The following is a 14,567-nucleotide window of genomic DNA, read 5'->3' as shown; positions in this document are numbered from 1 at the left end:
GTGCCGTTCGCTCCCGCTGCCGTCGGCCGGGGGCTGCCGCTCAGTAAATCTAAGCACACTTAGCACTTCGAGGTGCAGCCCGCATACGCCCGGGTCCGTCCTGCCGCTCGCGGTCTGCCGGGCCCGTCCTACCGCACCAGCGCCAGGGCAAAACCGTCCCAGCCTTTAGAGCCCACGGTCTGGATCGCCGTCCCGTCCAGCCGCGGGTCCTCCCCCAGCATCTGCAGCGCGGTAATGATGCCTGGGGCGTTGACCGGATCGAGCGAGGGATCCAGCACGGCCCCTTCCCACACCACGTTGTCCATCACGACGGCGGTGCCGGGCCGGCCCAGCCGGATGGCCCAGTCGAGGTAGTGCGGGTTGTTTTCCTTGTCCGCATCGATGAAAACAAAGTCGAAGGGCGCGGCGTCTTCGGCCTCAAGGGCGCGGAGGGTGTCCAGCGCGGCTCCGACGCGGATCTCCACCAGATGGCCCAGGCCGGCGTCGTCGACGTTCCGGCGTGCCACGTCTGCGTGTTTGGGGAGGTATTCGCAGCTGACCAGACGGCCGCCGTCGGGCAGCCCCTGGGCCATCCAGATGGTGCTGAAGCCGGCCAGCGTCCCAATCTCCAGCACGCGGCGGGCGCCGGAGAGCCGGACCAGCAGCTTCAGCAGCTTGCCTGCGTTGGGCGCCACTTCGATGGGCGGCATACCGGCCGCCAGGGCGGCGGTCACGGCACGTTTCAGGGAACCGTCCGGCCGGACCACGACGTCGGACAGGAACTCCTCGACGGCGGTCCAGCGGGCCGTGGGTTGATGCTCGATCATGCCCCCAGTCTCCCAGTTGCCCGGGCCCGGCGGTAGCGTCCGGGACCGGGAATCCTAGTCCCGGGCCGGAGTCCGGTGGCCGCCGATTACTTGTTCCAGCCGGTCCAGTTTGCCGGTGAGTTCTCCCGAGTACCCCGGGCGGATGTCCGCCTTGATAACCAGCGAGACCCGGCGGCCGTAACGCCCCACGGCCTCGGTAGCCTGCTTTACCACCGCGAAGACCTCATCCCATTCGCCCTCGATCGTGGTGAACATCGAATCGGTGTGGTTCGGCAAGCCGGACTCACGGACGATCCGGACCGCCTCGGCGACGGCATCGTGAACTGACGCCTCGTCCGCCGGGACGGCGCCGGAGACGGCACCGGAATCTTCGGCCGTGTGTGCGGGCCGGCCTGAGGGTGCGACAGAAAATGCGAGCAACATGGCACCAGTCTGTCACGGGACACCGCAGCGGAATGGCCCGGATCCGGTCCCGAACGGACCGGAGGCCGTCACATTGAGCCTTACCGCCGAGTATCAGCTTTGCCCAAGGTCTGCGTTGCTACCCTAGGCAAATGAACCGGGTAGTAGGGGGCAGGCCGCTCCGCGCCGACGCCGCGCGGAATGTGGACAAGATCATCACCGCGGCCCGCCATTGCTTCCGCGAGCGCGGCCCGGATGTCCCGCTGCAGACCATCGCCGTCACTGCCGGGGTGGGCCCGGCCACACTTTTCCGGAACTTCGCGGACAAGGAAGAGCTCGTCCTCGCCGCCCTGCACCGGCAGCTTGGGCTGCTGGTTGATCCGGCCATCGAGGAGGCACTCGCCAACCCGGACGCCGCCGACGGGCTCTTCAACGTGATCGAAGCGCTGATGGGCGTCGCCAGCGAGGAGGCCAACCTGCTCGGCGCCGTCGCCGGCCGGCGCGGACTGCTCACCGGCATCACCGGTGACCTGATCGAATCCGTGGCCGTACTGCTGGGCCGCGGACAAGGCCAGGGAACCCTGCGCAGTGATATTTCCATGACGGACCTGATCCGTCTTCTGGCCATGCTTATCGGCGTCGTGGACACGATGGAGGCCGGGTCGGACGCGTGGCGCCGTCCGGTCGCGCTGGTGGAGGATGCCATCCGCACGGAACGGCCGCACCGGCCGCTGCCGCCGCAGGCTCCGTTGCCGAGTACCGCGTTCGACGCCGTGCTCGGCTGAGACTCGACCCTTGCGTTCTGGGGCACCAGGCAAACCGGACGCCGGGCATCAGTCCCGCGCGGGGACGGGGGACATGCCCATTCTTCGCACCCGGGACCGGGCAGAATGACACTATGTCCACCCGCTGGCCCGGCGCGGGGCATGTCCCTGAGCCCCGCCGCCCCGCCCCCGCAACATGGCTCCGGACGAACTAGCGAAAATGCGCCCTGGCCCTGGCCCTAGCCCCAGCCCAGCAGCCGCAGGCCGGCGGCCGCACCGGCTCCGGCAAGGACCACTATCAGAAAGGGTGCCCGGAGCAGGAGGGCAATGCCGGCCGCGGCCAGCGCGCCCAGCCGTGCGTCGAGCGTCAGCGTCTGGCCCGAGGCCACCGTGTTGACGATTGCCAGGGAGGCCAGCAGCCCGATGGTCATGGTGCCGGCGATCCTCGACATCCGGGGATCGCGGAGCACACCGGCCGGGACCAGATAGCCCAGCAGCTTCCAGGCGTAGGACAGCAGGCAGGACAGCAGCAGCCAGATCCAAAGACTCATGGGGTGTCTCCGGCGGGGCGGGATGAGGGGCGTGCTGGGTGTTGCTCGGCGTAGGGATCCACGTCCGGTTCCAGTCCTTCGTCGCTGCGGCCATGGCTGAACCAGCCGATTCCTGCGGCGACGACGGCGGCCACCAGGATCGGCACCCCGGCGGGCACGAACGGCACCGCAAGTACCGTGACGAGGGCGCAAACGACGGCGATCGCCACGGGTTCGCGGCCCTTGAGCCTGGGCCAGAGCAGACCCAGAAACGCGGCCACCGCGGCGCCGTCGAGCCCCCACTGCCGGGGGTCCCCCATGGCGCTTCCGGCCAGCGCGCCGACGGCGGTGAACAGGTTCCAGAGGATAAAGATGCCGATTCCCGCCGTCCAGAAACCGCGCTTCTGCTCCAGCGGATCCGTCTGCCCTGTGCTCGTCGCTGTGGATTCGTCGATCGTCACGTGGGCGGCGGCGAACCGGAGCCAGCCGCGCGGCCGCATCAGGGCGTTGATCTGCATCCCGTAAATTCCGTTGCGCATGCCCAGCAGGGTGGCCGCTCCCATCGCGGCTACGCCGGAACCTCCTCCGGCCACGACCCCGATGAACGCGAACTGCGAGCCGCCGCTGAACAGCAGCAGGCTCAGGGCCATGGTTTGCCAGAAGTCGAGTCCGGCGGTGACGGACAAGGCGCCGAAGGACACTCCGTAGAGTCCAGTGGCGATGCTGATGGACAGCCCCACCCGTACCGCCGGGGACTGCAGGAATTTCACGGCCGCGGCGCCGCGGTTAAGTTCCCCGCGGCTGGATTCCCCGCGGCTGATTTCGGCAGCACCGGCTTCGTCAGGCTCCAGGCCCAGGCGATGAGCGGCGCCTGCAGCGGCAGCCGGACGGTGTGGGCCTTTCGCCGGCGGGGCGATCCGTCGGGTCCGCAGGCCTTCCGCAGCGCGTCGATGTGCCCGGCCAGAAAGAGCGTGAACATGACCGTGACGCAGCCCGCGGCGGCCCGGCGGGTGGCCGGGATCAGCAGCCCGATGGCAGCGCCCGCCTCCAGCAGCCCGCTCAGCGCAATCCACTCCGCGCGGGACAGCACCGCGAGGGGCCCGTTGGGCCGGCCACCGGAGTCGTCGCGGCAGATGACGCCCGGAACCACCTGTTCAAAGAACTCCGGCTCGCGGAAATGCTTTCCGGCACTGGCCAGCAGCACCGCGCTGAGGGCTGACGCGGACGCTGTGTGGGCGGCCCGGGCGGACCAGCGGAATGGCATGGAACAACTCAATCACAGCCGCGGTACCCCCGCTGACCCTGGCCGCATCCGCCGGGGACACAGCCTGGAAAACGGCCGGGACGGTTTCGGCGCCGCGGCCGGTGGGCGAATTTTCCGAGCGCTGTTCGAGCCGCGGGGACATGCCCATTCTTCGCACCCGGGATCGGGCATAATGACACGATGTCCACCCGCTGGCCCCGGCGCGGGGCATGTCCCTGAGCAGGGCTATCCCGCCCTTGGACCTCGACCTCCGACCAACTGACGAAAATCTCCGCCAACCACTCATCGGGACACCCCGAATCCGCGTCCGAGCCAGGCGAAGGGCCAAAGGCTTAGCGAGCGGGCCGAGATTCAGCCGAGAGCTGGGCCAGGACGCGGGCCGGCCGGTTGGTGGTGATCTCGTGGATGCCGAGCTCCCGGCACAGCGCGACGTCGTCCTCAGAGTCAACCGTCCACACCCGGAAGCGGCGGCCGGAGTCGAGCCAGCGCCGGATGGTCCGGGCATGCTCGCGGACGTAGCTGATGCCGGGCCCGGCCAGGCCCGCCTCGCAGTCGTCCAGGATCCGCTCACCTTCGGTCTGCGCGGCCTTCATAACATTCGCCAGCGCCCCGCCGGTGAGCGCGCCAAGGCCGAGTTCCCCGCGGATCTCCGCCACGTTGACGTCGTCCACGAGCTGGCAGACGGCCGACGCCGGGACGGCCTTGAGCAGGTGCCTCACCGAGTCCGGACTGAAGCTCATGAACGAAACACTGACGTTGTCCAGCCTGGACGTTGACGCGTCCCAGCCCTCGGCCCTGAGGATGTCCAGGACCCGGTCTTCGAGCCTGAGCTGGTAGGGGCTGGGGTGTTTGAGCTCAATAGCGAGACCGATTTCGCGCCCGGCGCCGCGCAGGATGTCCAGCAGCTCGGGAAGGCTCAGGAACTGCGCGGACCGGCTGCCGTAGTCGTCCGGAATTCTCGCCCCCTTCCAGGACGAGAAGTCCAGCAGCCGCAGTTCGTGCAGGGTCCGGTCCGCCACGGGTCCGGTGCCGTCCGAGGTCCGGTCCAGGTTGGCGTCGTGCAGCAGCACCGCGTGCTGGTCCCGGGTGAGGTGGATATCGCACTCCACGCCGTCGGCGCCGTCGGCGATTGCCTGCAGGTACGCGGCGCGGGTGTGCTCGGCGAAGGCGGCGCTGGATCCCCGGTGGGCGTACACCAGCGGACGGGCGGCGGAGGACTCATCAGTCGTCATGCTGACACGTTAGCGGACGGCGCCCGCCAGGGCGGGCACTAGGCTGGGCACATGCAGGTGAACACTGAGCCAAGAACCCGGCCCGCGGCCACGTCCGATGCAGAGAAAGCCGCCGCGCTGCGCAAAATGAAGCTGCTGGCCGTGTCGCTGCTGATCGTGATGGCAGTCATTTTTGTGGTCGCCTTCGCGCTGCAGAAGCAGTACCCCTGGCTTGAATACGTCCGGGCCGCGGCCGAGGGCGGCATGGTGGGCGCCCTCGCCGACTGGTTCGCCGTGACGGCCCTGTTCAAGTATCCGATGGGCCTCAAAATCCCGCATACCGCCATCATCCCGCAGCGCAAGGACCAGATCGGCGCCTCGCTGGGCGAATTCGTGGAGACCAACTTCCTCTCCGAGCAGGTGGTTCAGGAGAAGCTGGCCTCCGTGGACCTCGCCCGCAAGGCCGGCGCCTGGCTGTCCGGCCCCGGCGGCGCCGAGCGCGTGGCCAAGGAAGGTGCCGCCATCCTCCGCGGCGTGTTCACCGTCCTGAACGACGACGACGTCCAGGCCGTGATCGAGGGGATGGTCCGCCGGCACATAGTCGCTCCGCCGTGGGGGCCGCCGGTGGGCCGGATCGCGCAGAAGATCTTTGACGACGGACACCACCACGCGTTCGTGGATGTGCTGGTGGACCGCACGGTGGACTGGGTGCGGGACAACCAGGAGACCGTCAACAGGCTGGTCACGGACCGCTCGCCGACGTGGGTGCCTTCGTTCGTCGACGGGCTCGTGGGCGACAAGGTCTACATTGAGGTCCTGAAGTTCACCCGGGCGGTGCAGGCCGATCCGCAGCACCAGGTCCGCCTGTCCATCGACAAATACCTCAAGGACCTCGCACAGGACCTGCAGCACGATCCGGTCATGATCGCCCGCGCCGAAGGCATCAAGGCCCAGGTCCTGGGCGACCCGGAGATCCGGGAGCTCGCCTCCCGCACCTGGGGCACCGTCAAAGCGGCCCTGCTCTCCGCCGTCGACGATCCGCACAGCGAACTGACCGTGAGGTTCAAGGCCGCCGTCCACGACTTCGGCACCCGGCTGGTGGTAGATCCCGAGCTGGCCGGCAAGGTCAACAGGTGGATCGGCGACGCCGCAGGCTATCTCGTGAAGACCTACCGTTCGGACATTGCCGGCGTAATCTCAGACACAGTGGCCCGCTGGGATGCCGAGGAAACCTCGCAGAAGATCGAACTGCAGATCGGTAAGGACCTGCAGTTCATCCGGATCAACGGCACGGTGGTGGGCGCCCTCGCCGGACTGGCCATCTTCACCGTGGCGCACCTGGTGTTCGGCTGACGCAGCGTTCGGCCAACTGGGCGTTCTGCTACGCAGCAGCGACCTTCGCCTTGGTCCGGCCCGGCACGGCGAAAATCGTGAACGCGAGTGCCGCGAGTGCCGTGACTACGAGCAGCAGCAGCCCGATCGAATAGCTGCGCGTCGCGGCGTCGTACGTGGCTCCCATGACCAGCGGCGGGAAGTACCCGCCCAGTCCGCCGGCGGCGCTGACCACGCCGCTGATGCTGCCCACCTTGCCTGCCGGGGCGAGCACGCCCACCCAGGCGAATACCCCGCCCGCCCCGAGGCCCAGCGCCGCGGCCATGGCGACGAACGTCAGGCCGGCGGGGACATCGCCGTCGGGCTGCAGGTTCACCACCCAGGCGAGCACGGCGACGCCGGCGAGCGACACGATCACCACGGGTTTGGGGCCGAACTTGTCGGCGAGGACGCCGCCCACCGGCCGGGCCAGCACGGCGGCAAGCGCGAACCCTGCGGTGCGGGCACCGGCCGCGCTGGGATCGAAGCTGTAGATATCGCGGAGGTAGGTGGGCAGGTACGTGGCGAAGGAGACGAAGCCGCCGAAGACGACGGCATAGAGGAAGCACATCTTCCAGGTGACCGGGGTGCGCACGGCGTCGGCGAGCTTGGGCAGCACGGGGGTGGTGCTGCGGGTCCAGCCCGGGGCTTCCTTCATCAGGAACCAGACGAGCGCCGCCATCACGGCCAGGATCGCGGCGATCAGCAGGTGGGTGGGGAAATAACCGATTCCGGCCACCAGCCGCGGGTTAAGGAAGGCGGCCAGCGCCGTGCCGCCCATGCCGGCGCCGAAGACACCGGTGGCGAAACCGCGGCGGGACGGTTCGTACCAGCCGCTGACAAAGGGAATCCCGACGGCGAAGACCGTCCCGGCCACGCCCAGCAGCAGCCCGGCACCGAGGACCAGGGCGAAGGAGTTGAGGAGGCCGCCGACTGCCACGAGCAGGATCGGCAGGATGGAGGCCAGCAGGACGAACGTGAACATGGCGCGGCCGCCGTACTTGTCCGTCAGCGTGCCGACAACGATCCGGCCCAGCGAGCCCACGAACACCGGCATGGCAACGAGCACGCCGGTGGTGGCCGGGTTCAGCTGGAGGTTCTGCGTGTAGAAGGCGCCCAGGGTGGCCACCGAGTTCCAGGCCCAGAAACCCGCCACCGAGGCCGAGGTTGCGAGCACAAGGTTGAGTGTCCGCCCCGCGGGGGCGGTCCGGGGAAGCGCTGCGGATCCTGCCACGTGTTGTCCTCCAGCTTCAGTTCAGCTCAGCGGTTCCGGGTGTCCCGGTCGCGGGTTCCGACGGCAGACCAGCCGCGGCGGGCGGCGCCGGTGGAACGTCGCCCGCCGGCGGCACCGTCTGTTGATTTACCTGCGCCTCTGCCTGCGGCCGCGCCCCCGTCCCGGGAGCGGTAGACGATGTACGGGCGGAAGAGGTAGTGGAACGGTGCCGTGAAGGCGTGGACAAGCCGGGTGAACGGCCAGATCACGAAGAGCGCCATGCCCACCAGGGTGTGCAGGTGGAAGGAGAACGGCGCCCCGGCCATGGCGGCGATGTCCGGCTGGACGATGAACAGGGACCGGAACCACGGGGCCACGGTCTCGCGGTAGTTGTGGCCGTGTTCGCCCTCGAAGACACTCGCCAGGGTGGTCCACAAGCCGAACACGATCGCTGCGGTGAGGACCACGTACATGGTCTTGTCGTTCCCGGTGGTGGCCATAAACACCGGGCCCGTGGTGCGGCGGCGGTAGATCAGCAGGATGATCCCGCCCAGGGTCCCGACGCCGGCGATCCCGCCGACGAACAGGGCGTTGAAGTGGTAGAACGCCTGGCTCATCCCCACGGCCTGGGTCCATGCCATCGGGATGACCAGGCCGAAGAAGTGGCCGGCGATCACGGCGAGCAGGCCGAAGTGGAACAGCGGCGAGGCGATCCGCAGCAGCCTGGACTCGTAGAGCTGGGAGGACCGCGTGGTCCAGCCGAACTGGTCGTATTTGTAGCGCCAGATGAGCCCGCCGACGAGGACCACCACCATAACGTACGGCAGCACGCCCCACAGCACGATGTCCAGTGCGGTGATTTCGACGGCGGATCCGGGCTCGGTTTCGGCTGCCAGCATGGTCAGGCCCCCTTCACGGGCAGCAGGCGCGGGTCGTACGGGTCCAGCCCCACCGCTTCGGTGGGTGGCCCGTACCCGGCCATCCGCATCACGGCCTGTTCGTCCGCGGGCGATTTCCCGGGCAGCGTGGCGCAGACGGCCTGCAGGATCCGCGCGTGCGGGAGCTCGTCCCGGAGCAGTCCGAAGCGCAGCATCTCCAGGCTGGCCCGGAAACGGGTCAGCAGATCGCGGCCGGCCGCGAGGTCCACCACGGCGGCATATTCCAGCACCATCGGCAGGTAGTCGGGCAGTTCCCCGTGGGTGTCCACCAGGATGTCGCTTTGCCGGTAGGTCTTCTTGAAGTTGCCCAGCACCTCGCCGCGGCGCCGGGTGTCCCCGTCCGTCCAGTAGGACAGGTGCAGGGCGTGCCGCTTGCCGAGGTCGAACTCGCGGACGTAGTGCGCCTGGATTTCCATCGGCGGCGTGGATTCCAGCCGGTCCAGGACCTCCTGGAAGTCCGGGAGGGCGCCGGGGAACTCGGCCAGCGCGGCGCGCATCAGCGGCACCCGGCCGATCAGTTCCTCATCCGGATAGGACAGGCACCAGGCCGCGGCGAGGTAGAGGACCTGCTGGCGCCGGCTCACAGCTGCTCCCCGGCCGGCGGGGTGCCGGGACCGTGGCCGCCGGGGGTCACGGGTAACGGTCTTTCCGGGAACAGCCCGGAAGGGGCCCCGGTGCCGTCCCAGTTCAGCAGGTTCACCCTGCCCCGCAGGGTCGCTTCGCCCGGCGCGGAATCGGAGGTCTGCCGGTCCCGGAGGGCCTTGAACGTTTCCACCGCCACCGGGACGGGCCTGCCGCTGGCCTCGCCGAACGGGGCGGAGTCCTGCATGCCCGGGCCGCCGTCGAAGTCCAGCGAACAGCCCATCTCCTCGAGGTCGTGGGCCTGTTCCACGTGCGCCTTGGGGATGACGTAGCGTTCCTCGTACTTCGCGATTGCCATCAGCCGGTACATCTCGTACATGGTCTGCCCGTCCATGCCCACGGCTTCGGGGATGGAGTCGTCCGGATCGTTGCCCATGCTGATGCCGCGCATGTAGGAGCGCATGGCCGCGAGTTTCTTCAGCACCGCCGTGACCCGGTCCGTGTCGCCGGCGGTGAAGAGCTCCGCGAGGTATTCCACCGGGATGCGCAGCGCGTCGATGGCGCCGAAGAGGTTGCCGGAGTCCTCGCCGTCGTGGCCCTGGTCCCGCAGCAGGTCAACCACCGGGGACAGCGGCGGCACGTACCAGACCATCGGCATGGTCCGGTATTCGGGGTGCAGCGGCAGAGCCACCTTGTAGACCTTGGCCAGGGCGTAGACCGGCGAGCGCCGGGCGGCGTCGATCCAGTCCTCCGGGATGCCCTGGGCCCGGGCCTCGGCCTGGACGGCGGGGTCGTTCGGGTCCAGCAGAACGTCCATCTGGGCGTCGTAGAGTTCCCGCGGGTCCGTGACGGACGCCGCCGCGGTGACGGCGTCGGCGTCGTACAGGAACAACCCCAGATACCGCAGCCGCCCCACACAGGTCTCGGAGCAGACGGTCGGCAGCCCCACCTCCACCCGCGGGTAGCAGAAGGTGCACTTCTCGGCCTTGCCGGTCTTGTGGTTGAAGTAGATTTTCTTGTACGGGCAGCCGGTGACGCACTGCCGCCAGCCGCGGCATTTGTCCTGGTCAACAAGGACGATTCCGTCCTCCACCCGCTTGTAAATGGCGCCGGAGGGGCAGGATGCCATGCAGGACGGGTTCAGGCAGTGCTCGCAGATCCGCGGCAGGTAGAACATAAAAGTCTGCTCGTAGGCGAACTTAATCTTGTCCTCGGACTCCCGGCGGACCTTCTCCACGATCGGGTCAAGGTGACCGTATTCGGTGGAGCCACCCAGGTCATCGTCCCAGTTCGCGGACCAGGTGATCTTGGTGTCCTCGCCGGTGATCAGGGACTTGGGCCGGGCCACGGGGAAATCGTCGCCCAACGGGGCGTCCACGAGGGTTTTGTAGTCGTAGGTCCACGGCTCGTAGTAGTCCTTGAGTTCCGGCTGGACCGGGCTGGCGAAAATCCCGAAGAGCTTCTTCACCCGGCCGCCGGCCTTGAGCACCAGTTTGCCGCGCTTGTTCAGTTCCCAGCCGCCCTGCCACTTTTCCTGGTCCTCGTAGCGGCGCGGATACCCCTGGCCAGGGCGGGTTTCGACGTTGTTGAACCAGACGTACTCGGTGCCCGCGCGGTTGGTCCAGGCCTGTTTGCAGGTCACCGAACAGGTGTGGCAGCCGATGCATTTGTCCAGATTCATGACCATGCCCATTTGAGCCATAACACGCATCAGTACTGCACCTCCTGGGAACGACGGCGGACGGTGGCAACCATGTCGCGCTGGTTTCCGGTGGGGCCAAGGTAGTTGAACGCGTAGGCCAGCTGGGCGTAGCCGCCGATCAGGTGCGAGGGTTTGACCAGCAGCCGGGTCACGGAGTTGTGGATGCCGCCGCGCCGTCCGGTGGCCTCGGACTTGGGCACGTCGATGGTGCGTTCCTGCGCGTGGTGGACGTAGACCACGCCCGCCGGCATCCGGTGGCTGACGATCGCCCGGGCCACCAGGACGCCGTTGATGTTCAGGCACTCCACCCAGTCGTTGTCCTTGACCTCGATGGCGGCCGCGTCGGCGGGGCTCATCCAGACCGTGGGGCCGCCGCGCGAGAGCGAGAGCATCAGCAGATTGTCCTGGTATTCGGAGTGGATGGACCATTTGGAGTGCGGGGTCAGATACCGGACCACCACCTCCATGGCCCCGTCCTGGCCGAGTTTGGGTTCACCGAAGAGCCGGTGCATGTCCAACGGCGGCCGGTAGATCGGCAGGGCCTCGCCGATGTCGATCATCCAGTCGTGATCGAGGAAGAAATGCATCCGCCCGGTCAGCGTGTGCCAGGGCTTGAGCCGTTCGACGTTGATGGTGAACGGGGCGTAGCGCCGTCCGCCGGTCTCGGAACCGGACCACTCCGGCGAGGTGATCACGGGCACCGGGCCGGCCTGGGTCTGGGCGAAGGTGATGAACTTTTCCTCGGAGCCCTCGGAGAGGTCCGCGAGTTTCCGGCCGGTGCGGATTTCCAGGTCCTTGAAGCCCTGCACGGACAGGGCACCGTTGGTGGTGCCGGAGAAGGCCAGGATGGCTTCGGCCATCTTCGCGTCGGTGTCGATCGCGGGGCGGCCGTCCGCGGCGCCGCCGAGCATCACGCCGTTGGCGTGGCTGAGCCGCTCCAGCGGGCCGGCGAGTTTGTAGGTGACGTTCTTGACCGTGAAGCCCAGTTTGTCGGCGAGGGGCCCGACGGCGGCGAGCTTGTCCGCGATGGCGGTGTAGTCCCGCTCCACAACCGAAAAGATGGGCATGTTCTGTCCCGGCACCGCGGGGATGGAGGTGTCCCGCCAGTCCCGCACCATCCCGCCGGGCTGTGCGAGCTGGCCGGGGGTGTCATGCTGCAGCGGCACGCTGACCAGGTCCCGGCGGACGCCCAGGTGGGTTTTCGCCTGCCGGGAGAACTCCCGGGCGAGCAGGTGGAACATGTCGAAGTCCGTTTTGGTCTCCCACGGCGGGTCGATCGCCGGGGTGAAGGCGTGCACAAACGGATGCATGTCAGTGGAGGAAAGATCGTGCTTCTCGTACCAGGTGGCGGCCGGGAACACGACGTCGGACAACAGCGTGGTGGACGTCATCCGGAAGTCCGCGGAAACCAGCAGATCCAGTTTTCCCTCCGGCGCCTGCTCGTGCCATTTCACGTCTTTTGGCTTGAGCCCCTCGGCGTGGTCCTTGCCCAGGACGTTGTTGTGGGTGCCCAGCAGGTTCCGGAGGAAGTACTCGTTGCCCTTGGCGGAGGAGCCGAACAGGTTGGAGCGCCACAGCACGAGGGTCCGCGGCCAGTTCCCCGGGGCGTCCACGTCCTCGATCGCCGGGTTCAGGGTGCGGTTCTTGAGCGCGTCCGCGATGTAGCTGGGCGTGTCCTTCGCGGTGCCGGCGGCGACGGCGGCTTCCGCCTCGTCCGCGAGGTCCAGCGGGTTGCGGTCGAACTGCGGGTAGAACGGCATCCAGCCGAGCCGGGCGGACTGGGCCAGCGCGTCCGCGGTGTGCATCCCGTCCAGGGCCCCGGTGGAGAGCGGGGACTTCAGCGCGTCCGCGGAGTAGCCGTCCTGCCGCCACTGGTCCGTGTGCATGTACCAGTAGCCGGTGCCGATCATGGTCCGCGGCGGGCGGGACCAGTCCAGCGCGTTGGCCAGGGACACCCAGCCGGTGGCGGGGCGGGTCTTTTCCTGGCCCACGTAGTGCGCCCAGCCGCCGCCGTTGCGGCCCATGCAGCCGGTCAGCATCACGAGGGCCAGCACCGCCCGGTAGGTGGTATCGCCGTGGAACCACTGGCAGATCCCGGCGCCCATGATGATCATCGAACGGCCCTTGGACTCCTCGGCGTTGCGGGCAAACTCGCGGGCCACCCGGATGCAGGCCTTCGCCGGGACGGAGGTGATTTCCGCCTGCCAGGCCGGGGTGTAGGGCGTGGAGGCGTCGTCGTAGCCGCCGGCCCAGTCCCCAGGGAGCCCGTCGCGGCCCACACCGTACTGGGCCAGCATGAGGTCGAACACGGTGGTGACCAGCTGGCCCTCCACCTCAACGACGGGCACGCCGCGGCGGAGCACACTCCCGGCCCCGCCGGCGTCCTCGAAGCACGGCAGCAGGATCTCGGCGCTTTCCGCAGAGACTTCGCGCAGCGACAGCGCGGGTTCGATCCCCTCGAGGTCCAGGTTCCATTTGCCCTCGCCGCTGCCGGAGTAGCGGAACCCCATGGAGCCGTTGGGGACCGCGGGCAGGCCGGTTTTCTTGTCGAACAGCACGGTGCGGAATGCCGCGTCCTCGGCCCCGGACTCGGCCGTGAGGTCCTTGGCGGTGAGGAACTTGGACGGCGTGAGCGTGCCGTCACCGCGCCGTGCCAGCCGGACCAGGAACGGCAGGTCCGTGTACTGCCGGACGTAGTCGGAGAAGAACGGCACCTCACGGTCGACGAAGAATTCCTTGAGCATGACGTGCCCCATGGCCATCGCCAGCGCCGCGTCCGTTCCGGCCTGGGCCGGGAGCCATTCGTCCGCGAACTTGGTGTTGTCCGCGTAGTCCGGGCTGACTGTGACCACCTTGGTGCCGCGGTAGCGCACCTCGGCCATCCAGTGCGCGTCCGGGGTCCGGGTGACGGGCACGTTGGAGCCCCACATCATGAGGTAGCCCGCGTCCCACCAGTCCCCGGATTCCGGGACGTCGGTCTGGTCGCCGAAGACCTGCGGGCTGGCCACGGGCAGGTCGGCATACCAGTCGTAGAAGGATGTCATCACCCCGCCGATCAGCTGGATGAAGCGGGTCCCGACGGCGTGCGAAACCATGGACATCGCGGGGATCGGCGAGAAGCCGGCGCAGCGGTCCGGCCCGTAGGCCTTGATCGTGTTGACGTGCGCAGCGGCGGCGATTTCGATCGCTTCCTGCCAGGACACCCGCACCAGACCGCCCTTGCCGCGGGCCAGCTGGTAGCGGCGGCGCCGTTCCGGGTCGCCCACAACGTCGGCGAAGGCCAGCACCGGGTCGCCCAGCCGCGCCTTGGCCTCGCGGTACATCTCCACGAGGACGCCCCGGGCGTAGGGGAAGCGGACGCGGGTGGGCGAGTAGGTGTACCAGGAGAAGGCTGCCCCGCGCGGGCAGCCCCGCGGCTCGTATTCGGGGCTGTCCGGGCCCACCGAGGGGTAATCGGTCTGCTGGGACTCCCAGGTGATGATGCCGTCCTTGACGTACACCTTCCAGGAGCAGGAGCCGGTGCAGTTCACCCCGTGCGTGGAGCGGACCACCTTGTCGTGGCTCCACCGGTCGCGGTAGAAAACGTCGCCTTTCCGGCCGCCCTCGCGGAACACCACCCTGCCGTCATCGGTCTGGTCCCACTTCGTGAAAAATCGGCCCAGCTTCAGCATTGCGTCCGAGGCGGGTCCATCAAACCCCGCGGGACCTCCGGCAGTCATGCCTTTAAGTTAGATTGCGCCTTTCGGCCCGGCTAGGGCCTTCCGGCACTGGGCAGCGGCGGTAC

13 protein-coding genes are annotated in these 14,567 nt (G+C 68.4%); 2 read left to right on the top strand and 11 right to left on the bottom strand.

All coding sequences use genetic code 11. The features are described from left to right. Window positions 1–128: 128 nt before the first annotated feature. Window positions 129–806, bottom strand: coding sequence for an O-methyltransferase (locus AC50X6_RS00600; protein WP_494964398.1), 678 nt, complete (start codon window positions 804–806; stop codon window positions 129–131). A 54-nt stretch (window positions 807–860) separates the two neighbouring features. Then, window positions 861–1,229, bottom strand: a complete 369-nt coding sequence (locus tag AC50X6_RS00595; protein ID WP_494964397.1) for a thiamine-binding protein — start codon at window positions 1,227–1,229, stop codon at window positions 861–863. 131 nt (window positions 1,230–1,360) lie between these two features. Between AC50X6_RS00595 and AC50X6_RS00590 the strand changes: the two genes are divergently transcribed. After that, window positions 1,361–1,993, top strand: a complete 633-nt coding sequence (locus AC50X6_RS00590; RefSeq protein WP_494964396.1) for a TetR/AcrR family transcriptional regulator — start codon at window positions 1,361–1,363, stop codon at window positions 1,991–1,993. Between the two features lie 218 nt (window positions 1,994–2,211). Here AC50X6_RS00590 and AC50X6_RS00585 read toward each other — a convergent pair whose 3' ends face one another. The 4 genes from AC50X6_RS00585 to AC50X6_RS00570 all read right to left on the bottom strand — a co-directional run bounded on the left by AC50X6_RS00585 (window position 2,212) and on the right by AC50X6_RS00570 (window position 4,998). Continuing rightward, window positions 2,212–2,523, bottom strand: a complete 312-nt coding sequence (locus AC50X6_RS00585) for an AzlD domain-containing protein (RefSeq protein WP_494964395.1) — start codon at window positions 2,521–2,523, stop codon at window positions 2,212–2,214. Next, a complete protein-coding gene (locus AC50X6_RS00580) occupies window positions 2,520–3,272 on the bottom strand; it encodes an AzlC family ABC transporter permease (protein ID WP_494964394.1) in 753 nt (250 codons plus the stop codon). The genes AC50X6_RS00585 and AC50X6_RS00580 overlap by 4 nt, the downstream gene beginning before the upstream one ends. Next, window positions 3,269–3,766 (bottom strand): DoxX family protein, encoded by a 498-nt coding sequence (locus AC50X6_RS00575; RefSeq protein WP_494964393.1) that lies wholly within the window; start codon window positions 3,764–3,766, stop codon window positions 3,269–3,271. The genes AC50X6_RS00580 and AC50X6_RS00575 overlap by 4 nt, the downstream gene beginning before the upstream one ends. A 332-nt stretch (window positions 3,767–4,098) precedes the next feature. Beyond that, the gene (locus tag AC50X6_RS00570) at window positions 4,099–4,998 is read right to left on the bottom strand and encodes a glycerophosphodiester phosphodiesterase (RefSeq protein WP_494964392.1); all 900 of its coding nucleotides are present in this window, start codon (window positions 4,996–4,998) and stop codon (window positions 4,099–4,101) included. A 51-nt stretch (window positions 4,999–5,049) separates the two neighbouring features. Between AC50X6_RS00570 and AC50X6_RS00565 the strand changes: the two genes are divergently transcribed. Next, a complete protein-coding gene (locus AC50X6_RS00565; protein WP_494964391.1) occupies window positions 5,050–6,330 on the top strand; it encodes a DUF445 domain-containing protein in 1,281 nt (426 codons plus the stop codon). 28 nt (window positions 6,331–6,358) lie between these two features. Here the strand turns inward: AC50X6_RS00565 and AC50X6_RS00560 are convergent, their stop codons facing one another. The 5 genes from AC50X6_RS00560 to AC50X6_RS00540 are packed head-to-tail and all read right to left on the bottom strand — an operon-like array spanning window position 6,359 to window position 14,502. After that, entirely contained in the window at window positions 6,359–7,582 is a 1,224-nt protein-coding gene (locus AC50X6_RS00560) for an MFS transporter (protein WP_494964390.1), read from the bottom strand. Between the two features lie 26 nt (window positions 7,583–7,608). Next, on the bottom strand, window positions 7,609–8,460 hold the full coding sequence (narI, locus tag AC50X6_RS00555; protein ID WP_494964389.1) for a respiratory nitrate reductase subunit gamma: 852 nt from the start codon (window positions 8,458–8,460) through the stop codon (window positions 7,609–7,611). 2 nt (window positions 8,461–8,462) lie between these two features. Then, complete coding sequence (gene narJ, locus AC50X6_RS00550) at window positions 8,463–9,083, bottom strand: nitrate reductase molybdenum cofactor assembly chaperone (protein ID WP_494964388.1); 621 nt, start codon at window positions 9,081–9,083, stop codon at window positions 8,463–8,465. After that, entirely contained in the window at window positions 9,080–10,792 is a 1,713-nt protein-coding gene (narH, locus tag AC50X6_RS00545) for a nitrate reductase subunit beta (protein WP_494964387.1), read from the bottom strand. The genes narJ and narH overlap by 4 nt, the downstream gene beginning before the upstream one ends. Then, complete coding sequence (locus AC50X6_RS00540) at window positions 10,792–14,502, bottom strand: nitrate reductase subunit alpha (protein WP_494964386.1); 3,711 nt, start codon at window positions 14,500–14,502, stop codon at window positions 10,792–10,794. Before AC50X6_RS00540 ends, narH begins: the two co-directional genes overlap by 1 nt. Window positions 14,503–14,567 lie beyond the last annotated feature (65 nt).

It is taken from the genome of Pseudarthrobacter sp. HLT1-7, assembly GCF_059383435.1.
The sequence above is the reverse complement of the archived record's forward strand: the minus strand, read 5'-3'. Positions and strand labels throughout refer to the sequence as shown.